The sequence below is a fragment of the Streptomyces sp. NPDC001480 genome (assembly GCF_042894725.1).
Lineage (GTDB): Bacteria > Actinomycetota > Actinomycetes > Streptomycetales > Streptomycetaceae > Streptomyces.
In genome coordinates, this window is sequence record NZ_JBIAVX010000003.1 from 224,741 (window position 1) to 249,334 (window position 24,594).

General features: G+C 70.7%; 25 protein-coding genes. 10 read left to right on the forward strand and 15 right to left on the reverse strand.

Annotated elements, in window-relative coordinates:
* Positions 1-16 precede the first annotated feature (16 nt).
* Positions 17-490 (reverse strand): type II 3-dehydroquinate dehydratase, encoded by a 474-nt coding sequence (gene aroQ, locus ACFY01_RS08290; protein ID WP_390734875.1) that lies wholly within the window; start codon positions 488-490, stop codon positions 17-19.
* Positions 491-593: 103 nt separating this feature from the next.
* On the opposite strand from aroQ, the gene ACFY01_RS08295 reads away from it, so the two are divergent.
* Positions 594-1,640: a S66 peptidase family protein gene (locus ACFY01_RS08295; RefSeq protein WP_390734876.1), complete on the forward strand. Its 1,047-nt coding sequence runs from the start codon at positions 594-596 to the stop codon at positions 1,638-1,640.
* Between the two features lie 61 nt (positions 1,641-1,701).
* Positions 1,702-3,024 (forward strand): MFS transporter, encoded by a 1,323-nt coding sequence (locus tag ACFY01_RS08300; protein WP_390734877.1) that lies wholly within the window; start codon positions 1,702-1,704, stop codon positions 3,022-3,024.
* Here ACFY01_RS08300 and ACFY01_RS08305 read toward each other — a convergent pair.
* The 7 genes from ACFY01_RS08305 to ACFY01_RS08335 all read right to left on the reverse strand — a co-directional run bounded on the left by ACFY01_RS08305 (position 3,014) and on the right by ACFY01_RS08335 (position 11,684).
* The gene (locus tag ACFY01_RS08305) at positions 3,014-4,114 is read right to left on the reverse strand and encodes a calcium:proton antiporter (protein WP_390734878.1); all 1,101 of its coding nucleotides are present in this window, start codon (positions 4,112-4,114) and stop codon (positions 3,014-3,016) included. The two genes, ACFY01_RS08300 and ACFY01_RS08305, sit on opposite strands and share 11 nt — an antisense overlap.
* A 110-nt stretch (positions 4,115-4,224) precedes the next feature.
* A complete protein-coding gene (locus ACFY01_RS08310; RefSeq protein WP_390734879.1) occupies positions 4,225-4,527 on the reverse strand; it encodes a hypothetical protein in 303 nt (100 codons plus the stop codon).
* Between the two features lie 130 nt (positions 4,528-4,657).
* Positions 4,658-5,659: a TerC family protein gene (locus tag ACFY01_RS08315; protein WP_390734880.1), complete on the reverse strand. Its 1,002-nt coding sequence runs from the start codon at positions 5,657-5,659 to the stop codon at positions 4,658-4,660.
* A gap of 222 nt (positions 5,660-5,881) precedes the next feature.
* A complete protein-coding gene (locus ACFY01_RS08320) occupies positions 5,882-7,843 on the reverse strand; it encodes a TerD family protein (protein ID WP_390734881.1) in 1,962 nt (653 codons plus the stop codon).
* A 46-nt stretch (positions 7,844-7,889) separates the two neighbouring features.
* Entirely contained in the window at positions 7,890-8,468 is a 579-nt protein-coding gene (locus ACFY01_RS08325) for a TerD family protein (protein ID WP_361810727.1), read from the reverse strand.
* A gap of 164 nt (positions 8,469-8,632) precedes the next feature.
* Positions 8,633-10,780, reverse strand: coding sequence for an excinuclease ABC subunit UvrB (uvrB, locus tag ACFY01_RS08330; RefSeq protein ID WP_390734882.1), 2,148 nt, complete (start codon positions 10,778-10,780; stop codon positions 8,633-8,635).
* Positions 10,781-10,820: 40 nt separating this feature from the next.
* Positions 10,821-11,684 (reverse strand): MHYT domain-containing protein, encoded by an 864-nt coding sequence (locus ACFY01_RS08335; RefSeq protein WP_390734883.1) that lies wholly within the window; start codon positions 11,682-11,684, stop codon positions 10,821-10,823.
* 337 nt (positions 11,685-12,021) lie between these two features.
* Here ACFY01_RS08335 and ACFY01_RS08340 point away from each other — a divergent pair, with 337 nt between their 5' ends.
* Positions 12,022-12,894 carry a glycerophosphodiester phosphodiesterase gene (locus ACFY01_RS08340; RefSeq protein ID WP_390734884.1) on the forward strand — a complete coding sequence of 291 codons (873 nt, stop codon included), beginning with the start codon at positions 12,022-12,024 and terminating at the stop codon, positions 12,892-12,894.
* Between the two features lie 54 nt (positions 12,895-12,948).
* Positions 12,949-13,503 carry a methylated-DNA--[protein]-cysteine S-methyltransferase gene (locus tag ACFY01_RS08345; RefSeq protein ID WP_390734885.1) on the forward strand — a complete coding sequence of 185 codons (555 nt, stop codon included), beginning with the start codon at positions 12,949-12,951 and terminating at the stop codon, positions 13,501-13,503.
* Between the two features lie 24 nt (positions 13,504-13,527).
* Here the strand turns inward: ACFY01_RS08345 and ACFY01_RS08350 are convergent, their stop codons facing one another.
* Complete coding sequence (locus ACFY01_RS08350; RefSeq protein ID WP_390734886.1) at positions 13,528-13,956, reverse strand: VOC family protein; 429 nt, start codon at positions 13,954-13,956, stop codon at positions 13,528-13,530.
* Between the two features lie 99 nt (positions 13,957-14,055).
* Between ACFY01_RS08350 and ACFY01_RS08355 the strand changes: the two genes are divergently transcribed.
* On the forward strand, positions 14,056-14,964 hold the full coding sequence (locus ACFY01_RS08355) for a pseudouridine-5'-phosphate glycosidase (protein WP_390734887.1): 909 nt from the start codon (positions 14,056-14,058) through the stop codon (positions 14,962-14,964).
* Positions 14,961-15,893, forward strand: a complete 933-nt coding sequence (locus ACFY01_RS08360) for a carbohydrate kinase family protein (protein WP_390734888.1) — start codon at positions 14,961-14,963, stop codon at positions 15,891-15,893. Before ACFY01_RS08355 ends, ACFY01_RS08360 begins: the two co-directional genes overlap by 4 nt.
* A 54-nt stretch (positions 15,894-15,947) precedes the next feature.
* Here the strand turns inward: ACFY01_RS08360 and ACFY01_RS08365 are convergent, their stop codons facing one another.
* Positions 15,948-16,787 (reverse strand): methyltransferase domain-containing protein, encoded by an 840-nt coding sequence (locus tag ACFY01_RS08365; protein WP_390734889.1) that lies wholly within the window; start codon positions 16,785-16,787, stop codon positions 15,948-15,950.
* 149 nt (positions 16,788-16,936) lie between these two features.
* Between ACFY01_RS08365 and ACFY01_RS08370 the strand changes: the two genes are divergently transcribed.
* A complete protein-coding gene (locus tag ACFY01_RS08370) occupies positions 16,937-18,064 on the forward strand; it encodes a magnesium and cobalt transport protein CorA (protein ID WP_390734890.1) in 1,128 nt (375 codons plus the stop codon).
* A gap of 34 nt (positions 18,065-18,098) precedes the next feature.
* On the opposite strand, the gene ACFY01_RS08375 is transcribed toward ACFY01_RS08370, so the two are convergent.
* Both ACFY01_RS08375 and ACFY01_RS08380 read right to left on the reverse strand, forming a co-directional pair.
* Positions 18,099-18,512, reverse strand: coding sequence for a PPOX class F420-dependent oxidoreductase (locus tag ACFY01_RS08375; protein WP_390734891.1), 414 nt, complete (start codon positions 18,510-18,512; stop codon positions 18,099-18,101).
* A 114-nt stretch (positions 18,513-18,626) separates the two neighbouring features.
* Positions 18,627-19,268 carry a uridine kinase gene (locus ACFY01_RS08380; protein WP_390734892.1) on the reverse strand — a complete coding sequence of 214 codons (642 nt, stop codon included), beginning with the start codon at positions 19,266-19,268 and terminating at the stop codon, positions 18,627-18,629.
* A 62-nt stretch (positions 19,269-19,330) separates the two neighbouring features.
* On the opposite strand from ACFY01_RS08380, the gene ACFY01_RS08385 reads away from it, so the two are divergent.
* From ACFY01_RS08385 to ACFY01_RS08395, 3 genes are all read left to right on the forward strand, one after another.
* Positions 19,331-20,026, forward strand: coding sequence for a DUF2293 domain-containing protein (locus ACFY01_RS08385; RefSeq protein WP_390734893.1), 696 nt, complete (start codon positions 19,331-19,333; stop codon positions 20,024-20,026).
* A gap of 129 nt (positions 20,027-20,155) precedes the next feature.
* A complete protein-coding gene (locus ACFY01_RS08390; protein ID WP_390734894.1) occupies positions 20,156-20,635 on the forward strand; it encodes a DUF1772 domain-containing protein in 480 nt (159 codons plus the stop codon).
* 190 nt (positions 20,636-20,825) lie between these two features.
* Positions 20,826-22,313, forward strand: coding sequence for a glutamate synthase subunit beta (locus tag ACFY01_RS08395; RefSeq protein WP_390734895.1), 1,488 nt, complete (start codon positions 20,826-20,828; stop codon positions 22,311-22,313).
* A 40-nt stretch (positions 22,314-22,353) separates the two neighbouring features.
* Here ACFY01_RS08395 and ACFY01_RS08400 read toward each other — a convergent pair whose 3' ends face one another.
* The 3 genes from ACFY01_RS08400 to ACFY01_RS08410 all read right to left on the reverse strand — a co-directional run bounded on the left by ACFY01_RS08400 (position 22,354) and on the right by ACFY01_RS08410 (position 24,390).
* On the reverse strand, positions 22,354-23,166 hold the full coding sequence (locus ACFY01_RS08400; protein WP_390734896.1) for an SAM-dependent methyltransferase: 813 nt from the start codon (positions 23,164-23,166) through the stop codon (positions 22,354-22,356).
* 109 nt (positions 23,167-23,275) lie between these two features.
* The gene (locus tag ACFY01_RS08405) at positions 23,276-23,530 is read right to left on the reverse strand and encodes a DUF397 domain-containing protein (RefSeq protein ID WP_132854465.1); all 255 of its coding nucleotides are present in this window, start codon (positions 23,528-23,530) and stop codon (positions 23,276-23,278) included.
* The gene (locus ACFY01_RS08410) at positions 23,530-24,390 is read right to left on the reverse strand and encodes a helix-turn-helix transcriptional regulator (protein WP_390734897.1); all 861 of its coding nucleotides are present in this window, start codon (positions 24,388-24,390) and stop codon (positions 23,530-23,532) included. Before ACFY01_RS08410 ends, ACFY01_RS08405 begins: the two co-directional genes overlap by 1 nt.
* Positions 24,391-24,594: the final 204 nt, after the last annotated feature.

Consider the following 24,594-nt stretch of genomic DNA (forward strand, 5'->3'; position numbering starts at 1 on the left):
CCATGGCGCCCGGGGCTTACGCCTCGGTCCGCGCCGCCCCAACCAGCGCCGCGACCCGCTCCACCCCGAACACATAGCCCTGCACGCCGCATCCCGCGATGACGCCGTCGGCGCGCAGGGAGACGTACGAGTGGTGCCGGAACGACTCGCGCTGGTGGATGTTGGAGATGTGGACCTCCAGCACGGGCATGCCGTCACAGGTGTTGAGCGCGTCCAGAATCGCGACCGACGTGTGCGAGTAGGCGCCGGGATTGATGACGATCCCGCAGTGGCCCAGCCTCGCCTCGTGGATCCAGTCGACCAGCTCCCCCTCGTGGTTGGACTGCCGGAAGTCGACCGTGCCGCCGTGCGCGGCCGCCGCCTTGACGCACAGCGCCTCGACGTCGGTGAGCGTGTCGGAGCCGTAGATCTCGGGCTGACGCTGGCCGAGCAGGTTCAGATTGGGCCCGTTGAGGATCATGATCGGGGAGTTGGCCAGGGTGCGGGTCACGGTTCCTCCGGTCCGTTCGGCGTGAGCGGCCCGCCGGGGACCGCTGCTCACCCCCGGTTTATCACGGTGAAACGAGGCGGACGCAGGCCGTACGCTCCCGGGCATGACCGCCCCCCAGTACCCTCCCAAGCCCTCGCCCGGCGACCGCATAGCCGTCGTCTCGCCCTCCGACGGCCTGCCCGAGCTCTTCCCGCGCCCCTACGAACTGGGCCTGCGCCGGCTGCGCGAGGAGTTCGGCCTGGAACCGGTCGAGTACCCGGCGACGCGGAAGATGGGCACCACCCCCCGGGAGCGGGCCGATGACATCCACGCGGCCTTCGCGGACCCGTCGGTCAAGGCGGTCATCGCGTCGATCGGCGGCGACGACCAGATCACCGTCCTGCCGCTGCTGGACCGGGAGTTGCTGCGGGCCAACCCGAAGCCCTTCTTCGGGATGAGCGACAACACCAACCTGCTCGCGTTCCTGTACAACGCCGGCGTGGTCGCCTACCACGGCGCGAGGGTGATGTGCGAACTGGGCCGACCCGGAGCCATGCACCCGTGGACCGCCGACTCCCTGCGGGCGGCGCTGTTCACCTCGGGCCCGTACGAACTGCGCCCCGCCGAGCACTGGAACGACGTCGACCGCGACTGGGCCGACCCCGCGACCTTCGAGGCGGAACCGGCGACCCGGCCGGGCACCGGCTGGACCTGGCTGGGCGCCGACCGCGTGGTGGAGGGCCGGGCCTGGGGCGGCAACCTGGAGATCCTCTCCTGGCTGCTGATGGCCGACCGGGAGGTGTCGCACGACCTGTCCCTGTACGACGGCGGCGTGCTGTTCCTGGAGACCTCGGAGGAACTGCCGAGCGCCACGGAGGTGTTCCGGATCCTGCGCGGCATGGGCGAGCGCGGCCTCTTGCAGCGCTTCCCGGCGCTCCTCATGGGCCGCGCGAAGACCTGGTCCTTCGAGCACCGCAACGGCCCGGAGGAGGGCGCGCGGTACGCCGCCGAGCAACGCGAGGCAGTGCGGCGGGCGCTGAGCGCGTACGCCCCGGGCACACTGGCCGTCTTCGACGTGGACTTCGGCCACACGGATCCGCAACTGGTCATCCCCTACGGGGGCACCGTCCGCGTCGACGGCCCGGCCCGGCGCATCACGGTCACCTACTGACACAGGGACGTACCCCCGCACGCCCCCGTAACCACCGGTCACCGTGGGTAGTTGACGCGGCATGCGCGACGTACGCACCGTAAGGGCACCCTCCATGCTGCGGCTCGGGGCCGCCTCGCTCGCCGGGACAGCGATCGAGTTCTACGACTTCTTCGCCTACGGAACGGCGGCCGCCCTGGTCCTGGGGCCGCTGTTCTTCCCGACGTTCTCGCCGTTGGCCGGGACGCTGGCGGCCTTCGTGACCTTCGGGGTGGGGTTCGTGGCCCGGCCGCTGGGCTCGGTGCTGTTCGGGCACATCGGGGACCGGCACGGGCGCCGGCCGGTCCTCGTCGTCTCGCTGCTGCTCACCGGCGCCTCCACGGTCGCGGTCGGCTGCGTGCCGACGTACGGCACGATCGGCGTGGCCGCACCCCTGTCGCTGCTGCTCCTGCGTTTCCTGCAAGGGCTGGGGCTCGGCGGTGAGTGGGGCGGGGCGGTGCTGCTGACGGCCGAGCACGCACCGGCCGGGCGGCGCGCGCTGTGGTCGAGCTTCCCGCAGGTGGGTCCCTCTCTGGGATTCCTGCTGGCCAACGGCCTGATGCTGGCGCTGTCGGCGCTGCTGTCCGACGCGCAGTTCGCGCAGTGGGGGTGGCGGGTGCCGTTCTGGGCCGCCGGGGTGCTGGCCGTGGCCGGGCTGTGGCTGCGCCGCTCGCTGGTGGAGAGCCCCCGGTTCCTGGAGATCGAGGACCACGCCCGCGTGCCGCTCGTCGAGGTCGTACGTGACCACTGGCGGCTGGTGCTGCTGACGGCCGGCGCGCTCGCGGTCGGCTACGCGGTGTTCTACGCCGTGACGACCTGGTCCCTGGCCTACGCGACGGAACGGCTGGGAGTGAGCCGCATTGTCATGCTGACCTGTGTCATGGCCGCCGTGGCCGTCAAGGGGGCGTTCACCCCACTGATGGCGCTGCTCGGCGACCGGTTCGGGCGGCGGCCCCTGTGCCTGGCGGGCTGTACGGCGGCCGCGCTGTGGATGTTCCCGATGGTCGCGCTCCTGGCGACCGGTGCGCCCGCGCTGATGTTCCTCGGCTTCCTCGGGGCGCTGCTCGCGTTCATCACCATGTTCGCATTGATCGCCGCGTATCTGCCCGAACTGTACGAGCCGAGGGTGCGCTGCACCGGCGCCGCGGTCGGCTACAACCTCGGCGGGGTGCTCGGCGGCGCGCTCACCCCCATCGTGGCCACCGCACTCGCCGAGCACTCGGGCCGTGTGCCCTGGGGCGTGGGCGCCTATCTGACCGGGGTCGCACTGTTCAGCCTCGGGTGCTTCGCGCTGCTGCCCGAGACGCGTCCGGTGCCGGTGGTCGCGGCGGTGGAACCGGTCACCGGTCGAACCGCTACGGGTTGATCGCCAGCTCCAGGTAGGCGGCGAACAGCACCAGGTGGACGCCTCCTTGCAGCGGTGTGGCCCGCCCCGGCACCACCGTCAGGGAACTGACCACCACCGTCAGGGCGAGCAGCACCATGTGGATCGCGCTCAAGCCGAGAACGAGCGGACCGGAGAGCCAGACGGAGGCGAGGGCGACGGCTGGGATGGTGAGACCGATGCTGGCCATCGACGAGCCGTAGGCGAGGTTGAGGCTGGTCTGCACGCGGTCGCGGCGGGCCGAGCGGAGGGCGGCGATCGTCTCGGGCAGCAGCACGAGCAGAGCGATGACCACACCGACGACGGCCGGGTGCAGACCGGCGGCCGACACGCCCGACTCGATGGTGGGCGACACCCCCTTGGCCAGTCCGACCACACCGATCAGGGCGAGGCCGAGCATGGCCAGGCTGATCCACGCGGTACGGACGGTCGGCACGTCGGCGTGGTCGTCCGCCTCGATCACCCCGCCCTGCCGGGCGATGGGCAGGAAGTAGTCCCGGTGCCGCACGGTCTGGGTGGCGACGAACAGGCCGTAGAGGATCAGCGAGGACAACGCCGCGAAGGTCAGCTGCATGGAGGAGAACTCCGGGCCGGGCTTGCTGGTGGTGAACGTCGGCAGCACGAGGCTGAGCGTGGCCAGGGTGGCCACGGTCGCGAGGGCGGCACCGGTGCCCTCGGGGTTGAAGACCGCTGTGCCGTGCCGCAGCGAGGCGACCAGCAGGCACAGGCCGACGATGCCGTTGCAGGTGATCATCACGGCCGCGAAGACCGTGTCCCTGGCCAGCGTCGCGCTCTTGTCGCCGCCGTCGGCCATGAGCGTGACGATGAGCGCGACCTCGATGACCGTCACGGCCAGGGCCAGGACGAGGGAACCGAAGGGTTCGCCGACGCGATGGGCGACCACCTCGGCGTGGTGCACCGCGGCCAGCACGGAACCGGCGAGGACCACGGTGACCAGCGCGACGACCACTCCGGGCAGATCTTTGCCCCAGGTCAGGATGAGGAGGACGACCGCGAGAACCGGCACGAGGAACGTCCACTGGGTGGTGAGCGACCTGAGCTTGGCGATCATGCGGTGATGGTGGCAGAGGTGTACACGGTTCGCATTCCAGTCCTTTCGTTGCCGGGGGCCTCTGCCGACGCGGTAAGGACCCCCGGCGGACCGGGTGTGCAGCGCGTCGGTTACCCGAACTCGCTCATGTCCACGACGTCGCAGTCGGTGAAGGACGGCGGCCGGGTGCACAGGGCGGCCATCTGCTCGGCGAACTTGCTTGTCTCGGGATCGCCGTTGTTGCGCATGGCCTCCTCGTACGAGTCGAACTCGATCACCGCGAGGTAGCGGCCCGGCTGATTGCGGTCTGCGAGGACGAGCCGGCGGGTGGGGCCGTCCTCGCGGTTTGCCGAGCGGTTGTCCATGTCTTCGGAAAGCTGCCTCATCTCCTCGATGCGGTCGGTCTCGAACTCGATGATCTGGACGAACGTCACGGACGTCTCCCCCCGGGCAACGGCGTCCCCGGCCGGGGACGCGCTCAGCACCCAACGAAGCACCGGGAGCGATGGTCGGCAATGCGCCACGCACCGCTCCCCGTGCTGGTTGTTCCTACGTCCGACGGGGTCAGGCGTCGATGCTGTCCTTCGGAGCGCTCTCGTCGCCTGCCTGCGCCGTCTCGAGCGCCGCCTGCTTCCTGGACGCCATGAGACTGGTGACGGTGGTGACCGCCAGGACCGCGCAGATCACGCCGAGCGAGACCGGGATGCTGATCTCCGGGACGTGCACCCCGGACTCGTGCAGCGCGTGGAACACCAGCTTCACGCCGATGAAGCCGAGAATGACGGACAGCCCGTAGGAGAGGTGGACCAGCTTCTTCAGCAGACCGCCGATGAGGAAGTACAGCTGGCGCAGGCCCATCAGGGCGAAGGCGTTCGCGGTGAAGACGATGTACGGGTCCTGCGTCAGGCCGAAGATCGCGGGGATCGAGTCCAGTGCGAACAGCACGTCCGTCGTGCCTATCGCGAGCATCACGACGAGCATCGGCGTCATGACGCGCTTGCCGTTCTGCTGGATCCACAGCTTGGTGCCGTGGTAGCGGTCGGCCACACCGAACTTGTGCTCGGCCGCCTTGAGCAGCTTGTTCTCCTCGAACTCCTCGTCCTCCTCGTCGGCCCGGGCCTCCTTGATGAGCTTCCAGGCGGTCCAGATCAGGAAGGCACCGAAGAGGTAGAAGACCCACGAGAAGCTGGCGAGGATCGCCGCTCCGGCGGCGATGAAGACGGCCCGCAGGATCAGGGCTATGAGCACTCCGACGAGCAGCACCCGCTGCTGGTACTGCGAGGGCACGGCGAACTTCGCCATGATCAGGACGAAGACGAAGAGGTTGTCGACACTCAGCGACTTCTCGGTGATGAAGCCGGCGAAGAACTCTCCGGCGGGCTGTCCGCCGCCGAAGACGAGCAGGCCGACGCCGAAGAGCCCGGCCAGGGCGATCCAGACGACGGTCCAGATCCCGGCTTCCTTGATGGACACGTCATGGGGCTTGCGCCCGATGAAGAAGTCGACCGCGATGAGAGCGGCGAGGCCGACGATGGTCAGGACCCACAGGGTGGTGGTGACTTCCACTGCGCCTCCGGCAGTACGTAACGGCAAACAGTCAGCGTCATCGCTGCCGGAGGTCTCTTCCACCCGCGATGGGCCGACGCCCCGGGATCTCGTCCGATCCGTATTGACGGGTACGCCGCAGTCAGGGAGTACTCCCCTCCGTACGAAAGACAGTACCCCATTCACCAAGGAAAGGTAAAGTGATCGGCAAAGAAAAGATCAAAACTCCTGTTCAGGGAGCCTTTACCTTTGCTTGGGAGAAGCTGCTGCCACTTTGGCGAGCACGTGGTGGAGCACCTCGCTGCCCGGCGGCACCAGTGACGGCTCGTACGTCCAGGCATGGCCGACCCAAGGGTCCGCGAGATGGTCGTCGGGCACCGGAGTGAGTCGCATGAGGGAACGCCACAACGGATCGAGCAAAGGTCCGTAGGCGGCGGCGTCCTCGCGGTCGGCGACCACCAGCAGATGCACGCCGACGGCCGGGCCCTCGTCCGCCAGGTAACGCAACGCGGTCACGGCCCGGTCGTCGAAGCCGTGCGGGAAGTCGGTCACGATCAGCAGCTGCCGGGCCGTGTCCAGACCGGGCGGCAGTGATTCGGCCGCGCCACCACGCACCGCCATCTGCACCAGGTCGACACGACGGGTGAGGCGCTCCAGGACGTCCGTCACTCCCGCGGCACCGGCTGCGGGCGGAGTGGCGAGGACACCGCTGCGCACCAACGGGACCAGCGCCTGGACCGCCGAACCGGCCGGATCGATCACTTCGACGCCGAACTCCCCCGCCGGGTGTACGGCGAGCAGCCGGGTCGCGAGCGCCACCGCCGCCTCCATGGCGAGGTGCCGCAGTTCGTGCGGCTCGGTCACCGTGCCGTCGGGCGCCGTCACTCGGCCGCTGTCGATCCACAGGCCGCGTTCCAGCGGCAGCCGGACCAGCATCGGGACGCGCAGCGGGGCGCTCTCGGGCAGGTGGAGGTCGCCCAGGCGCAGGGCGAGCGGCGGCTCTGTCGGGACCTGGTAGCCGTGCCAGACGGGGTTGTCCCAGCCGGCGTAGGCCGGCGGGAGGGCGGGCTCGACGACCTCGGCCTCGGCGGTGAGCTGGTCGAGGTCCCGGTCGAGGGCCGCCCGTGCCTGGTCGACGATGCCGTCGCGCTTGGCCCGGGCCGCCTCGCGTGCCGTCTCGCCCGCCGAACCGAGCCGGCTGCGCGGGTCGGACAGGACCTGGTCGAGCTCCTTCTCCAGGCGCGCGTCGGCGAAGTCGACCGCGCTGCGGTAAGCGGCCGTGGTGCGGGCCAGGTCCTCGAACATGCCCCAGACCTGGTTGTACAGCCGTTCGTCCATGGACCAGCCGACAGCGTCACCCGCGACCGGCACCGCGGGCTGCCCCGTCGGGACAGGGGGCGGCTCTGGTGCGGGAGGCGGCGGGGCAGCGTGGCGCCGGGGGTGCGTGTAGTCGACGTTGCCCAAGGGCCCGGACGGGTCGGCACCGGCGCCCGGCGGCTGACCGTCGTGGGGTCGCGTGGTCCACGGCGGCATCGCCTCCGGGGCACCCTGGGGTGCCGGGCCGGACTGGTCGAAGCCGGGCGCGGGAGTCGTCGCCTGCCGCGAACGGTCCGCGTCCGCCGTGTGCGGCTCGGGCGCAGGTATGGAGCGGGCCAGGCCTCGCGCCACCGCCTCCTGGATGCTGCCGGCGAGCTCGTCGGCCTGGGGCAGGCCCTGGTCGGTGAGCAGCGCGGCGAGACCGCCCGCGTAGCCCTGGCCGACGGCACGTACCTTCCAGGCGCCCTGTCTGCGGTACAGCTCCAGGGCGACGACGGCCGTTTCGGTGTCCAGGCCGGTGAGTGTGTAGCGCGCGACCTGAGTGCCGTCGAGGTCGGTGACGGCGACCGAGGGGGTGGCGACGGTGCCGAAGCGGAGCGGTCCGCCCGTCCCCGTCGGCAGGGCCAGCAGCACGTCGACGCGGTGCACGTGCTCGGGCATGGCGGCCAGGTCCACCGCCAGGCGGTGTTCGGTGGCTGCCTGGCGGGAGACCTCCAGGCCGGGCAGGGTGGGGGCACCCGGGTGGGCGACCCACTCGACGCCCCGCACCTTGCCGCTGTCGTCGCTGAGCGTGGCCCCGGCCACGACCGGCACGCCGGCCGCGATCCGGATCTCCAGCCGCACCTGCGAGAGCGGGTGGTTCTGCCCCCGCACCAGCTCGGCCGTCATCGCCTGTCCCCCCTGGTCGTATGTCGTGCGCGGGTCGTAGAGCCGGCTACAGATGCGGCAGGATCGCCGGCATCAGGTCCTGGAAGGTGCGGCCGTTGGACGGGGTGCCCAGGGCGGTCATCGTCCACCCCGAACCCGACCGGTGCACCTTGGCCATGATCTGGGCGGTGTACGCCCCGCCGCCCGCCAGCGTGTAGCGGGCCAGCTCCTGGCCGTTGGTCTCGTCGACCAGGCGGCAGAAGGCGTTCTGCACCTCCTGGAAGGTCTGGCCGGTGAAGGAGTTGACGGTGAAGACGATCTGGTCGATGTGGACCGGGACGCGCTGGAGGTCGACGAGGATGGCCTCGTCGTCGCCGCCCTGGCCCACACCGCCGACGAGGTTGTCGCCGGTGTGCCGCACGGATCCGTCGTCACTGACCAGGTGGCGGAAGAACACGACGTCCACGGGCTGCTTGTCGGCGAACAGCACCGCGGAGGCGTCCAGGTCGATCTCCCGGGTGCGCGAGCCGAACAGACCGCGTCGGGGAGCCGCCTGCCAGCCGAGACCCATGCGAACCGCGGTCAGGCTGCCCCCGTCCTTCTTCTCCAGGCTGATGGCCTGACCCTTGGTCATGTTGACGGTCACGGCGGTTTCCCCTCTCGGATTTCCCCTGTTGCCGCGGTGCGCGCGGTTGACCGAAACCCTACGCAGGGGCACTGACAGTGCCGACCCCCGGCCCGGGCTTTGTGTCGGTGTTGCAACACACCGCACTCCACGCGGACACCGGGGCCGGCCGAGGCGGCCCGGGCTCAGGACAGGCCGGCCTCCTTCATCTGACGCAGTTCCTTCTTCATCTCGGAGACCTCGTCACGCAGCCGGGCCGCGATCTCGAACTGGAGATCAGCGGCGGCGGCGCGCATGCGCTCCGTCATCTCCTCGATCTGCTCGGCGAGTTCGGCCGCGGGACGGTCGGTGGGCACCGCGTCCTTGGCCTTGCCCTTCGCGGACTTGGCGGCCTTCGCGCCCTTGGCGGCCTTGTCGCCGAGCGCCGGCACCGGGGCCTTGGCGCCCTTGCCGTCCTTCAGCTTCCGGTAGCCGGAGCCGAGCAGCTGTTCGGTGTCGACCTCCTCGCGGGCGATCTGGGCGACGATGTCGTTGATCTTCTTGCGCAGCGGCTGCGGATCGATGCCGTTGGCCTTGTTGTAGGCGACCTGCTTCTCCCGGCGGCGGTTGGTCTCCTCGATGGCCCGCTCCATCGCCGGGGTGATCTTGTCGGCGTACATGTGGACCTGGCCGGAGACGTTGCGCGCCGCGCGGCCGATGGTCTGGATCAGCGAGGTGCCGGAGCGCAGGAAGCCCTCCTTGTCGGCGTCCAGGATCGCCACCAGGGACACCTCGGGCAGGTCGAGGCCCTCGCGCAGGAGGTTGATGCCGACCAGGACGTCGAACTCGCCGGAGCGCAGCTCCCGCAGAAGCTCGACGCGGCGCAGCGTGTCGACGTCGCTGTGCAGGTAGCGCACCTGGATGCCGAGCTCCAGGAAGTAGTCCGTGAGGTCCTCGGCCATCTTCTTGGTGAGCGTGGTGACCAGGACGCGTTCGTCCTTCTCCGTGCGCTCGCGGATCTCGTGCACCAAGTCGTCGATCTGGCCCTCGGTGGGCTTGACGACGACCTCGGGGTCGACCAGGCCCGTGGGGCGGATGATCTGCTCCACGACGCCGTCCCCGCGCGACAGCTCGTAGTTGCCCGGGGTCGCCGACAGGTACACGGTCTGGCCGATGCGCTCCTGGAACTCCTCCCACTTCAGGGGGCGGTTGTCCAGCGCGGAAGGCAGCCGGAAGCCGTGGTCGACCAGGGTGCGCTTGCGGGAGGCGTCGCCCTCGTACATGGCGCCGATCTGCGGGACCGTGACGTGCGACTCGTCGATGACGAGCAGGAAGTCGTCCGGGAAGTAGTCCAGCAGGGTGTTGGGCGGTGAGCCGGGCGAACGGCCGTCGAAGTGCATCGAGTAGTTCTCCACACCGGAGCAGCTGCCGATCTGGCGGAGCATCTCGATGTCGTACGTCGTGCGCATCCGCAGGCGCTGGGCCTCCAGGAGCTTGCCCTGCTTCTCCAGCTCGGCCAGGCGCTCCCCCAGCTCCTTCTCGATGTCGTTGACGGCCCGCTCCATGCGTTCGGGACCGGCCACGTAGTGGGAGGCCGGGAAGACGTACAGCTGCTGGTCGTCACTGATGATCTCGCCGGTCAGCGGGTGGAGCGTGGAGAGCGCCTCGATCTCGTCGCCGAACATCTCGATGCGGACGGCCAGCTCCTCGTACACCGGGAAGATCTCGATGGTGTCGCCGCGGACCCGGAAGGTGCCGCGGGTGAAGGCCAGGTCGTTGCGCGTGTACTGGATGTCCACGAAGCGGCGCAGCAGCTCGTCCCGGTCGATCTCGTCGCCGACCCGGAGGGGGACCATCCGGTCCACGTACTCCTGCGGGGTGCCCAGGCCGTAGATGCAGGACACCGAGGCGACCACGATGACGTCGCGGCGGGTGAGCAGCGAGTTGGTCGCCGAGTGGCGCAGCCGCTCGACCTCCTCGTTGATGGAGGAGTCCTTCTCGATGTACGTGTCCGACTGCGGGACGTAGGCCTCGGGCTGGTAGTAGTCGTAGTACGAGACGAAGTACTCGACGGCGTTGTTCGGGAGGAGCTCGCGGAACTCGTTGGCCAGCTGGGCGGCCAACGTCTTGTTCGGCGCCATCACGAGTGTCGGGCGCTGGAGCTTCTCGATCATCCACGCGGTGGTGGCGGACTTGCCGGTGCCGGTCGCGCCGAGCAGGACGACGTCCTTCTCACCTGCTTCGATGCGTCGGGCCAGCTCGGCGATGGCCGTCGGCTGGTCGCCGCTCGGCTGGTAGGGGCTGACGACCTCGAAGGGCGCCACCGTGCGTTCGATGTGGGAAACGGGCCGCATGACATCAACCGTACGACCCCGCACTGACAACGGGGCCTGATCAGCGGTTCTGCGGGACGCGGGAGCTTCGGTGGCCCTGCGGGCGGGCCGTACGCAGCGGCGGGCGGCGGTCCGGGTGGGCCATGGTGCCGGCCGGGACGCCCGGCTTGTGCTCGACACGGGTCCAGTCGGGTTTGCCCATGACCATCAGCGGGTCGAACATCACGACGACACCCGCGAGGAGGAGGAAGGCGAGGGGGCCGATCAGCATGGGCGCGAGCAGGGCGGCGGGCGACTCGCCCTCGGGCGTCCCGGAGGTGCCGTGCAGGTGGACGCTGAGGGCGGCCATCCCGGTGTAGTGCATGCCGCTGACCGCGAGGCCCATGATGAGGCTCGCGCCCACGCTCCACAGGAATCCCCGGACCTGTCCGGCGGCCCACAGCGCGGCGGTGGCGGCCACGACCGCTATCACCACCGAGGCGGCGACGGTGAGCGTGTTGTACCCGAGCGTGCCGTTGAGGTGCATGCCCGCCATGCCGAGGTAGTGCATCGAGGCGACACCCAGACCGGTGATCGTGCCGCCGGTGAACAGGGCCGTGCCGGTGGCGCCGCGGTAGCCGACGATGAAGATCCCGACGCCGACCATGACGATGGCGAGGCCGAGGCTCGCGTACGTCGTCGGTTTGTCGTAGTGGACCGGCGTCTCCTTGACGCTGAAGCCCATCATCGCGACGAAGTGCATGGTCCATATGCCGGAGCCGATCGCGGCCGAGCCGAGGGCCAGCCAGGCGGGGCGCCAGGAGTGGGCCACCAGCATCGAGCGCGTGGTGCAGCGCAGGCCGAGGGCGCCGCCCAGGCAGGCCATCAGATAGGCCACCAAGGGGGTGACGACCCCGTAGCTGAAACCGTCGACCGTGCCTTGCATGCGCGGCTGCCCTTCCGCCCTCTTGCGTTCCGGAATGTATGACAAGCGCCCCCGCCCAGGACCGCTCCAGCGGTCAGGGTTGTCGCTGAGAGTATGACCCCCACCGGAATGGTCGAACGATTTTCCGGCAAAGAAACACACCCTTGCCCCACTTGTGCGGCACCCGTGAGCGGACTTGGGCAAGTCCGTTCAATCCGCGGCCATCGCACGCACCGTCGCTGTTGCCGCTCTGCTGTCAGGCTGGTGCCGTCCGCATTCATCGGTATCCACGGCATCCGTGGGTATTCATCATCATCCGTCGGTACCGTCGGCATCCGTCTCGACGCGAGGAGTACGCATGCACGCGCGCGCAGTCGCCGCCACGACCACCGCACTCCTGGGAGCTGCCACCCTGCTGACCCCCACCTCCCACGCCCGGACGGACGACGTCGGTGGGCATCCCGAGGTCATCGCCCACCGGGGCGCCTCCGCCTATGCCCCGGAGAACACCCTGCCCGCCATCGACAAGGCGGCCGGCCTGGGCTTCTCCTGGGTCGAGAACGACGTCCAGCGCACCAAGGACGGCGAACTGGTCGTCATCCACGACGACAGCCTCGCCCGCACCACGAACGTCGAGGACCTCTTCCCCGGCCGGGCACCCTGGAAGGTGAAGGACTTCACGGCCGCCGAGATCGCCCGGCTGGACGCGGGCAGCTGGTTCAGCCACGCGTACCGGGGCACGCGCGTGCCGACACTGGAGCAGTACATGCGCCGGGTCGAGCACAACCACCAGAAGCTGCTCCTGGAGATCAAGAACCCCGAGCTGTACCCGGGCATCGAGCGGCAGACCCTGAAGCTCCTGAGCAACGAGGGCTGGCTGGACCACGGGCACCGGGGACGTCTGATCGTGCAGAGCTTCAGCGCGGACAGCCTGCGCGTCGTCCACGACCTGAAGCCCGGCATCACGACCGGCTTCCTCGGCACGCCGTCGGTGGGCAGCCTCCAGCGGTACGCGGGCTTCGCCGACCTGATCAACCCCTCGTACGGGTCGATCTCCGCCGGCTACGTCACCTCCGTACACATGTTCGATGGGCCGCACGGCAGGCCCATGGGCGTGTTCGCCTGGACCGTCGACGACGCGGTCACCGCCCGGAGCGTGGCCCGCTACGGCGTCGACGGCCTGATCACGAACAGGCCCGACGTGGTGCGGGCGGCGCTCGAAGGGTCCTGAGTCCGCGACCGGTGGTCGGCGGCGTTGTCAGTGGCGGGTCGTACCGTGGGGCTCATGGACAGCCATGGGCAGTACGAGCAGCGGGTCGTGTGGGCCGTCGTCGGCACCGACATCGGCCCTCTGCTGCTGGCGGCAACGGGCGACGGCCTGGTCAACGTCGTGTTCCACGCCACCGACGCGGTGCGCGACCGGGCGCTGGAGCGGCTGGCGGCCCGGCTGGGCACCGACCCCGTCGAGGCGCCCGGCTCTCCACTGCTGGCCGAGGCGACGCGCCAGATACGGGCGTATTTCGCGGGTAAGCGGCACACGTTCGAGCTGCCGCTGGACTGGTCGCTGATATCCGGCTTCAACCGGCAGGTGCTGCGGGAGCTGGCGGCCGCCGTTCCGTACGGCGCGGTCGTCGGGTACGGCGACCTGGCCGGGCGGGTCGGGCAGCCGGGCGCGGCGCAGGCGGTGGGAGCGGCGATGGGCGCCAATCCGCTGCCGGTCGTCGTGCCGTGCCACCGGGTCGTCGAGAGCGACGGCGGGATCGGCGGGTTCGGGGGCGGGCTGGAGACCAAGCGCAAGCTGCTGGCCCTGGAGGGCGTACTGCCCGAGCCGCTGTTCTGACGGCCCGGGCGGCTCGGGCGGCGGTCACGCGTAGTGCCGGGCCTCGAAGACGTTGCCGTCGGGGTCGCGGAAGTAGAAGCTGCGCCTGGCCTCGCCACGGGCGCCATAGGAGTCGTGCGCGATCTCGGACACCGGGACGGCGCGTTCCTCGAGCCGGGCGCGGAGCGCGTCGAACGCGTCCGGCGGCAGGGAGAGACAGACGTGGTTGACGGGGTGGCCCGCGCTGTCGGCGGAGCCGGGGAGCATGTTCATGCGCTCCGCGAGGGTGCGGGGCGCGAGGTCGAGGATGGTCTCCTCGTTGACCCGCACGGAGGGGAAGGAGACCTTTCCCGCGGTGAACTCGGCGACCCTGAGGGGCTCCAGGCCGACCGCCTTCTCGTAGAAGTCGGCCGCGGCAGCCGGATCGCTCACCCACAGGACGACGTGGTCGAGACGTGTGCTGTTGTCGGTCATACGGCCAAGGCTGGTGGCGGCCACCACAGGCCGCAAGCGTTTATCCGGGCGCACGGCCCGCCAGAGATGAGGGAAGACGGACTGACAGGAGGCAGGCACGTGGTGCTGGTGGTTTCCGAGGAAGTACGTGAGGCGTTCAACGCGCGTCGGCCCGTGGTGGCGCTGGAGTCCACGATCATCGCGCACGGGCTGCCGCGTCCGCGCAACCTGCAGGTGGCCCGGGAACTGGAGGAGGTCGTACGGCGGGAGGGCGCCGTACCCGCGACGATCGCGGTGCTGGACGGGCGGCCCCATGTCGGCCTCGACAAGGAGCAGTTGGAGCGGGTCGCGAACGAGGACGGGATACGCAAGCTGGGCCACCGGGACCTGCCGCTCGCGGTGGCGGCCGGGGCGAGCGGGGCGACCACGGTGTCGGCGACCGCGCTGCTGGCGGCCCTGGCGGGCGTCCGGGTGTTCGCGACGGGCGGGCTGGGCGGTGTGCACCGGGAATGGACGGCCACACAGGACGAGTCCGCGGACCTGGGCCTGCTGGCGCGGACTCGGATCACGGTGGTGTGCGCGGGGGTGAAGTCGATCCTGGACGTGCCGGCCACCCTCCAGCGGCTGGAGACGCTGGGTGTGGCCGTCGCCGGATACGGCACGGACCGCTTCCCCGGCTTCTACCTCTCCGACTCCGGGCACCCAGTCGACTGGACGCTGGAGACCCCCGAGCAGGTGGCGGAGGTCATGCGGGCACAGGACGGCCTGCGTGTGCCGGAGTCGGCGCTGATCGTCGCCAATCCCGTCCCCGAGGAGGAGCAGCTCGACCCCGCGCTGCACGCGCGCGTGCTCGCCGACGCGCTGCACGCCTGCGAGGCGGAGGGCGTCACCGGCCAGGCGGTCACACCGTTCCTGCTCGACTATCTGGTCCGGCACACCGACGGGGCGTCGCTGAGCGCCAACCTCGCCGCGGTGCGCGGCAACGTCCGGCTGGCGGCGCGGATCGCGACGGCTTGGGCGCGGGGGTGACAGCGGGCTCCGGGGGCCCGGCGGGCGGCAGCGGGGCGTTGCTGGTGGTCGGGGACGTCGTCACGGACGTCGTCGCCCGGCACCGGGGGCCGCTCGCGGCCGGCACCGACACGGCGGCCGCGATCCGGACGCTGCCGGGTGGCGCGGGCGCCAATGTGGCCTGCTGGGCCGCCTACACGGGCTGCGCGGACGTACGGCTGCTCGGGCGGGTGGGCGTGGACGCGGGGGCCTGGCACGAGCGTGAGCTGGTCTCGGCCGGCGTGCGGCCACGGCTCGTCGTCGACCCGGAGGCGGCCACCGGGACAGTGGTCTGCCTGGTCGACGCGGGGGCAGCGGCCGAGCGTACGTTCCTCACGGACAGCGGCGCGTCGCTCCGGCTGGAACCCGCCGACTGGTCCGACGCGCTGCTGGACGGAGTCGCCCGGCTGCATCTGTCGGGCTACCTGCTGTTCTCCGAGCCGAGCCGGGCGCTGGCGGCGGTGGCCCTCGGGGCGGCGCGGGCCCGTGGTGTGCCGGTGAGCCTGGATCCGGCGTCGGCGGGTTTCCTCGTGCGACTGGGAGTGGACCGGTTCCTCGCCTTCGCCGAGCGGCTGGACGTGCTGCTGCCGAGCCGGGACGAGGCGGCTCTGCTGACCGGTTTGCCGGATCCGGTGGACGCGGCTGCCAAGCTGAGCCGCCATGTCCCGTTGGTGGTGGTCAAGGCGGGCGCGGACGGAGCGCTGGTGGCCCGGTCCGGCGCCCTGCTCGCCAGGGTCCCGGCCGCGCCTGCGACACCGAGGGACACCACGGGCGCCGGGGACGCCTTCACCGGCGCGTTCCTCGCCTCGCTCGTCTCGGGCGCGGCCCCCGAGGAGGCGGCGGTCGCGGGCTGCCGGGCGGGAGCTCGGGCTGTGGAGCGGGTGGGCGGCAGGCCGCCGACGCCCGGGTGACGGCACCCGGTCGGTCCGGGGGTGCTCTGCCAGAGGTCCTCTGCCCGGCGAGCTCTACGCCTTCCACCCCCACGCCGAGATCATCGGTGCCGTGGCCAGGTCCATGGAGCCGGAGGCGATGTGGGACAGGTGCCGGTCGATCTCCTCGTCGGTGGCTATGCCCGCGGCCACGAGCTGCCCGCGGATCTGGCGCACGGTGGCGGACTCCAGAGCGGCGCAGGCGGGTGAGGTCATGGGGAAGAAGGCGTCGGCCCGCACGTCGCGCAAGCCGGCCTCGCGCAGCAGGCGCGGAAGCTTGCGGCCGTAGGACAGGTCGGCACCGCGGTCGGCGAGCAGCTTGCGGAAGCCGTGCCGCAGCCGGTTGGCGAGCTGTTGCGCGGGGCTGTGCTCGTCGGGGCAGAGCAGCGGTTGCAGGGCCGGGTCGGCGTCCTCGATCAGGAGCCGTCCGCCGGGCCTCAGCGCCTCGACCATCGACCGGAGCGCTCTTTCCCTGTCGGGCACATGGACGAGGACGAGCCGGGCGTGCACCAGGTCGAAGCCCTGCCCCGGCGGCTCGTCGGCGCCGACGTCGTGGACACGCGCCTCCACCGGTGGGCGGGCGGCCGCGGCGACCCGCGAGATGTCGATGTCGGTGGCGACCACCGTGCCGGTGGGGCCGACCTTCTCGGCCAGCCAGGAGACCACGGAGGTTCCGCCGGCTCCCACCTCCCAGCAGCGCAGGCCGGGGCCGATGCCGAGTCCTTCGAGATGCCGGAAGGTGGTGGGGTCGAAGAGGGTGGCGAAGGCGTCGAAGCGCTGTCCCGCCTCGTCCTGCCGGTTGTCGAGGAGATACCCGTCGGACGGCGTTGAGTCGTGTGGCGGCGCATCGGACGGCGTCGAGTCGGATGGCGTCATACCGAGATCATCCAACGTTTTGTCCACAGCCGGGAACCAAGCGGAATCACCCGTTTCCACAGGCTTACCCGCTGCTCGGGCAGGACTGGCAAACTGGCTCGGCAAGGCGCTGAAGCGTTACGCGAGGAGATCCACGCAAGGAGATCCATATGTCCATGGCAGGGAATCTGCGGAAGGTCACGGGCCTCGGCAGGGTCGGCGGTCTGCGCCGGGTGGCGCGGCTGGCCCGGCGGCGGCCGAAGGTCGACCTGAGTCATCCCGCACGCTCCCCGCTGGGCTCCTCGGTGGTGAACTGCGTGACGTACCAGGACGGCGTCCGGGTCCCCGGGGACGGCGATCTGGTGGACATCGTGGAGCGGGTGCGCAAGAGCGGCGACGGCTTCGTCTGGCTGGGGCTGCACGAGCCGACGGACCGTGAGTTCGCGGGCCTCGCCGAGCTGTTCGACCTGCACCCGCTGGCGGTCGAGGACGCGGTCGAGGCCCATCAGCGGCCGAAGCTGGAGCGGTACGGCGAAACGCTGTTCGCGGTGTTCAAGACGGTCTGCTACGTCGAGCACGAGCAACTGACGGCGACGAGCGAGGTGGTGGACACCGGCGAGATCATGGTGTTCGTGGGCCAGGACTTCGTGGTCACGGTGCGGCACGGGAGACACGGCTCCCTGGGTCCGCTGCGCGAGGAGTTGGAGTCGGATCCGCAGCAGCTCGCCAAGGGGCCGGCGGCGGTGCTGCACGCGATCGCGGACCATGTGGTCGACGACTATCTGACCGTGACTGACTCGGTGCAGGCGGACATCGACCAGGTCGAGACGGATGTGTTCGCGGAGAACGGCGCGCGGGTGGATCCGGGCCGCATCTACCAGATGAAGCGCGAACTCCTCGAACTCAAGCGGGCCGTGGCGCCCCTCGGCCGCCCGATCGAGGACCTCGCGACCAAGCCGATACGAGTGGTCGCACCGGAGATACAGGCCTACTTCCGTGACGTCTTCGACCACCTGATGCGCGCCAAGGAGCAGATCGCGGCCTTCGACGAACTGCTCAACTCCATTCTTCAGGCGCACCTCGCGCAGGTGACGGTCGCACAGAACGAGGACATGCGGAAGATCACGGCGTGGGCGGCGGTGATCGCCGTACCGACCATGGTGTGCGGGGTGTACGGCATGAACTTCGATCACATGCCGGAGCTGCACTGGCGGTTCGGCTATCCGCTCGTCATCGGTGTCATATCCGTGGCGTGCCTGGCGCTGTACCGCGGTTTCCGGCGCAACGGCTGGCTCTGACCCCGGCCGGCTCCGACCACGGCGGACGGGCCGGTCAGACCGAGAAGGCCACGACCTTCGTCGGGACGATCCTGACGATCACGCGGACCTCGTCGTCCTTCTCCGCGGGCGGGTCTATGCCGAGGTACTTGTGCGACAGCTCGTACGGGAGCCGCTTGCCCTCGTCGGGAAGGATCTCGGCGGTGCCGCGGATCTCGGCCGAGGTGTAGGGGTTCGCCAGGTCGAACACCGAGAGGCTGACGCGGGGGTCGCGGCGGAGGTTGCGCACCTTCTGGCGTCCGTCCACGGAGGAGAAGAGCACGGTGTCGCCCTCGCGCTTGATCCAGACCACCGAGTTCTGCGGCGCTCCGTCGGGGCCGAGCGTGGCGACGCCGGCGAAGTTCCTGCCGTCGAGGAGGGCGCGGACGGAGTCGTCGAAGGAGACGTGATCGTCTGTGGAGATCGTCATGGCGCCAGCATAGTTACATGCGCGTGCATACAAAAGCGGTTCGCGGAAAGCGAACCCCCGCACGACCCCCGCACGTACGCCCTCATGTACGCACGCGCCCGGCCGCCGCGCCGGTCAGCCGTTCCACGCCGGATGCCGGGGATCGTCGGCACGCACCAGGACGTCGGCGGTCCCGGCGGGGTCGGTCTCGGCCGTGTAGCGCTCGAAGGCGGGGAGCGTCCAGTGGTCGGCCTCGGGGGTGCGGCGCCGCAGGGCGCCCGGCGAGAGGAGGACATGGACGGTCAGGTCGAAGGGGAACCAGTGGCGCAGGAGGAGGGGTCCGTGCAGCAGCAGAAGACCGCCGGGCGGGAGCTGGACATGGGGGCTGCGGGTGGCCCGGTCGGTGCCGGGGTCCCACAGGTCGGGCAGGACGCGGCCGGTGCCGCCGGCTTCGAGCGGGGCGAAGACCTCGCGCCACAGGGCGCCGGTGTCGAACCATCCGCCGTAGTACGACTCCACGTCCCTCCTGCCGTGCTCCAGCCGCAGCGAGGCCGGGCGCAGGAAACCCTCCGTCCCCACCACCAGCGAAGGGCGACCGCGTACCCGCAGGGCCTGCGCGACGCGTTCGGCGAGGTCTCCCGGCCGGGCCGCCGGGGCCCCGTCGAAGGCGACGCGTGGCCAGGAACCGCCGTCGGCGGGCTTCAGCTCGGCCAGCCGGTCGGCGAGCAGCTCGCCGAGCCGGTCCCAGGTGATCGCTTCGAGTCGCACAGGGCCCATGATGCCGCGCGGTCCCACGCCCGTGGCGTGGCAGCCCGGGCGCCAGGGGGAAGAAACCGAATATGGTGCGACCCGCAACCACCTCGTTCCACGCCGGACTTCTCGTCATCCAGCCGCTGCGGCGCAAACGCTGCGCCACGTGCCGGCGCGGGCCGCTGTCACTGCTCGTCCTGGAGGAGGGCGTGCCGCGCTGTCTCGACTGCGCGGACCTGGGGCATCTCGTCTTCCTGCCGCGCGGCGACACCGCGCTGACGCGCAGGTCACGCGAGGAGAGCACGCTGTCGGCGGTGGTGGTGCGCTTCAACCGGCGCAGGAGCCGGTACGAGCGGCAGGGCGTCCTCGTCGAGGAGGGGGCACTGGCGCGGGCCGAGGAACGGTGCCTGGCGGACGCGGAGGCGCGGCGGCGGCGCCGGGCGCGGGACGCGCGGCGCAGGGCGGCGGAGGACACGCGGTTCGCGGAGGCGTTCGCGGCGGAGGTCCGGCGGCTCTTCCCGGAATGCCCGGCCGAACGGGCCCGGGCGATCGCCCTGCACGCCTCCCTGCGGGGCAGCGGGCGGGTCGGGCGGAGCGCGGCAGGGCGGGCGCTGACCGAGGGGGCGGTGGTCTCGGCGGTCGTGGCGTCCGTACGGCACCTGGACACGCCGTACGACCAGCTGCTGATGAGCGGGGTGCCGCGGTACGAGGCGCGGCGGCGGATCGCGGCGGCCGTGGAGACCGTGCTGGGCGGGTGGCGAGCGGCCGGGGCGGACGTCGGGTGAGATGAGTGAGACAGGCGAGACAAGTGAGATGAGTGACATGGGGGCGGGAGTCGGCCGGTCCATGGCGGGCCGCGGTCGTCGCGGGCAGGCGGGGACGGCGCCCGATTCGAGGCGGGAGGTGGGTGGAGCATGATCCACGGGCCGTACTTGGTACTGGTCGTGCTGGGTGTGCTGGGGACCGGGCTGGTGGCAGGGGTCTTCTGCGCGTTCTCGACGTTCGTGATGAGAGGGCTCGCCGCCCTGCCGCCCGCGCAGGGCGTCGCGGCGATGAACGCGATCAACGTGGCGGCGGTGACACCGGCCTTCATGGCCGTCTTCGTGGGGTCGGCGGTGCTGTGTGCGGTGATCGCCGTGGTGACCTTCGTGTTGTGGCCTGCCGACGGGACGGTGGAGCTGCTGCTGGGCAGTGCGCTGTACCTGTGCGGCTCGTTCGGGCTGACCGTCGTGGCGAACGTGCCGCGCAACGAGACGCTGCTGCGGCTGGATCCGGGCACTGCGGAGGCGGCCGCCTACTGGCCGGGATACGTGCGCGAGTGGACCTTCTGGAACCACCTGCGCACGGCCGCCTCGGCCGCCGCCGCGCTCGTGTACGTGCTGGCTCTCACCTGAGGGAGGTCTCGGGGGGGCCTCGGAGAACCCTGGCCCCTGCCTGAGCGGCTCACCGCAGACACCTGAGGAATCCCCGCAGAAAGCGCTGTCCACCCCTCTGCGGGCGAGGCGGAGGGGACGTAAAGTGGCCGAAAGAGTGTGCCGCCCGATGACGCACGGCCCGTCCTACGCCCGAGCAAGGAAGACGGCCATGGCCGATCCCAAGGGTTTCATGAACACGCCCCGCCAGGAGTGGCCGCGCAGGCCGGTGGCGGAGCGCGTCCAGGACTGGGACGAGGTGTACGTCCCGGGAGCCCTGCTGCCGATCATCAGCAAGCAGGCCGACCGCTGCATGGACTGCGGTGTCCCCTTCTGCCACGACGCCTGCCCGCTGGGGAATCTCATCCCCGAGTGGAACGACCTGGTCTCGCGCGAGGACTGGCGGGCGGCGAGCGACCGGTTGCACGCCACGAACAACTTCCCCGAGTTCACCGGGCGGCTGTGTCCGGCGCCGTGCGAGGCGGGGTGCGTGCTGGCCATCAACCAGCCGGCCGTCACCATCAAGAACGTCGAGTGCGCGATCGCCGACCGGGCCTGGGAGGAGGGTTTCGCGCCGCCCCGGCCTCCGGAGCGGCTGTCGGGGTGGACCGTCGCGGTGATCGGCTCGGGTCCGACGGGGCTGGCGGCGGCCCAGCAGCTGACGCGGGCCGGGCACACGGTCGCGGTGTACGAGCGGGACGACCGGATCGGCGGGCTGATGCGCTACGGCATCCCGGCGTTCAAGATGGAGAAGCGGCATCTGGACCGGCGGCTGGAGCAGATGCGCGCCGAGGGCACCAAGTTCCGCACGTCGACGGCGGTCGGGCGGGATGTCGACGCGGCCGAGCTGCGCGCACGGTACGACGCCGTCGTCATCGCCACAGGAGCCACAGCCTGGCGTGAACTGGACGTTCCGGGCCGGGAGTTGGCCGGCATACACCAGGCGATGGAGTACCTTCCGCTGGCCGACCGGGTGTGCGAGGGCGACCTGGAGGTGTCGCCGCTCTCGGCCGCCGGGAAGCACGTCGTCATCGTGGGCGGCGGCGACACGGGGGCCGACTGCCTGGGCACGGCGGTGCGGGACCGGGCCGCTTCCGTCACCCAGCTGGACATCTACGCCCAGCCAGGCGCCGAGCGCGACGAGGACACCGAGCCCTGGCCGACGTATCCGAAGATCTACCGGATGTCGGCCGCGCACGAGGAGGCGCGCGACCTGGAGACCGCGCCGGCCGCGGATGCCGACGCGCGGCTGTTCGCCGCGTCGACGCTGCGTTTCACCGGTGACGCGGACGGGCACGTGCGGTCGCTGCACCTGGTCGAGGTGGACGCGCTGCGCCGCCCGCTGCCCGGCAGTGGGCGGGACATCCCCGCCGATCTCGTTCTGCTGGCCCTCGGGTTCACCGGGCCCGACCGCGGGGACGGCCTGGTCGACCAGTTGGGGCTGGCGCTGGAGCCACGTGGCACGATCAGCCGGGACTCCGGCTTCGCGACCAACGTCCCCGGCGTGTTCGCCGCCGGGGACGCCGCGCGCGGGCAGTCGCTCATCGTGTGGGCGATCGCGGAGGGGCGGGCGGTGGCGGCGGCCGTCGACCGTCATCTGACGGGGAGTTCGCGGCTGCCGGCGCCGATAGGCCCGTACGACCGGCCCATGAGGGTATGAACCGTCCCGGGGTCCCGAGGCCCTCGAGGACCACTCGGGGTTACGCCTTGCGGCCCACCGCCCCGTAGCCCGGGATCACCCCGTCGTCCTGCCCCGGAACCGGATCGCCCAGCTCGGGGTGCCACTTGTGGACGATCTCGACGCCGGGGTCGGCCAGTTCGAGTCCGGTGAAGAAGCGGGCGAACTCCTCGCGGGAGCGCAACGCCAGCGTGACGCCCGCGGCCTTGAGCTTCTCGGTGGCCGCCGCGGACTCCTCGGGCGTGAAGTCGGCGGTGGCGTGGGTCATCACCAGGTAGCTGCCGGAGGGGAGTTCGGACAGCAGCCGGCCGACCAGCTCGTGCGCGCCGTCCTCGTCGGAGACGAAGTGCAGCAGGGCGACGAGCGAGAGCGCGACGGGACGGTCGAGGTCCAGTACCTTCTTCGCGCCCTCGATGATGGCGGCCGGGTCGCGCACGTCGGCCTGAAGGTACTCGGTGGCACCCTCGGGCGTGCCGCGCAGCAGGGCCGCCGCGTGGGCCAGCACGATCGGGTCGTTGTCGCAGTAGACGACCCGGGAGTCCGGTGCCACCCGCTGGGCTATCTGGTGCAGGTTCGGCTCGGTCGGGATGCCGGTGCCGACGTCCAGGAACTGCCGTACGCCGTGCTGGGCCAGCCACCGTGTCGCGCGGTGCATGAACGCGCGGTTGACCCGGGCCATCACCGGCACCCTGGGGTCGAGGGCCAGCATCTGCCGGCCCATCTCCTCGTCGACGGGGTAGTTGTCCTTGCCGCCGAGGTACCAGTCGTACATGCGCGCGGGGTGTGGCCTGCTGGTGTCGATCTGGGTGGCGGCCGTGGGGTCCTGCCCGGTCATGAGGCACTCCGTAAGGTGTTCAAGTCATTACCCGTAAGGGGGGAGTTCAGCAAGTAACAAAAACAACAGTCGGTTAGAACATTCGATTAGAACAGGCGACTCAGGAGGTTCAGGACAGCAGGAAGTCGGCCTCCCCCGCTTTGGCGCCCTCGATGAAGGCGGTCATCTCGTCCGTGGTGTAGATCAGCGCCGGACCGTCCGGGTCGGTCGACTGGCGTACGGCGATCCGGCCGTCGGCGAGCTTCATCGCCTCCAGGCAGTTCCCGCCGTTGCCGCCGCTCCAGGGCTTGTGCCACCCCTCGCTGCCCAACTCCCGCGCGGGCATGCCGTTGTAGACGCGACTGCGCGGCTTGATGCGATCCATTACAGCTCCTTGCGGAGATCCCGGAGGATCTCCTTCGTGCGTTGTGCCGTAGCGGCCTGCGCCGCCATGCGGTCCATGACCTCGAGGTGGGTCGCCACCTCGGTACGCGCGTCCAGGTAGACGGCACCGGTCAGGTACTCGCTGTAGACCATGTCCGGAAGTTCGGGCATGGCGAATCGGAACAGCACGAAGGGCCCGTACGTGCCGGGGTGCGGCCCGTTGGCGAACGGGGCGACCTGCAGTGTCACGTTGGGCAGCTTCGTGGCCTCGATCAGCCTGTCGAGCTGCGCGCGCATCACCTCCGGGCCGCCGACCGGACGGCGCAGGGCCGTCTCGTCCATGACGGCCCAGAACCGGGGCGCGTCGGAACGGGTGAGCAGTTGCTGGCGTTCCATGCGCAGCGCGACGTGCCGCTCGATGTCCTCGGGGCGGGTCTGTCCGATGGCGCCCGACCTCAGGACCCCGCGCGCGTAGTCCTCGGTCTGGAACAGACCGGGCACGAAGTGCGGTTCGTACGACCGGATGAGGCTTGCCGCGCCCTCGAGGCTCACGTACATCGAGAACCAGCCCGGCAGGATGTCGTGGAACCGCTGCCACCAGCCGGGCTTGTTGGCGTCCTCGGCCAGCCGGACGAAGGCTTCGGCCTCCTCGTCGCAGACTCCGTAGGCCTTCAGGAGCAGTTGGAGGTAGGGGATCTTGAGGCCGACCTCGGCCATCTCCATGCGGCGGACGGTGGCGGGGGCGACGCGGAGGATCCGGGCGGCCTCCTCCCGCTTGAGCCCGGCGCGTTCCCGCAGGTCCAGCAGGCGCCGGCCGAGGACCACCTGGCCCACCGTCGGCGCGGACCGTGGCTCGCTCACGCTCCCACCTCCACGGACGAATACGGCTCAACCACGGCTCAACGCGCCGAACGCGACGGAAAGCCGAGGAAATCTGACAGACCTACGGCGCCATTCGAAATCACGTTCGAAGATCATGTGGATCCTCGACGATCCCAACTGGCGCCGCTCAACGTGCTGTTGCGAGCAGTGTGCCACGGCGTTTGACCGAGTCACACAGCACTC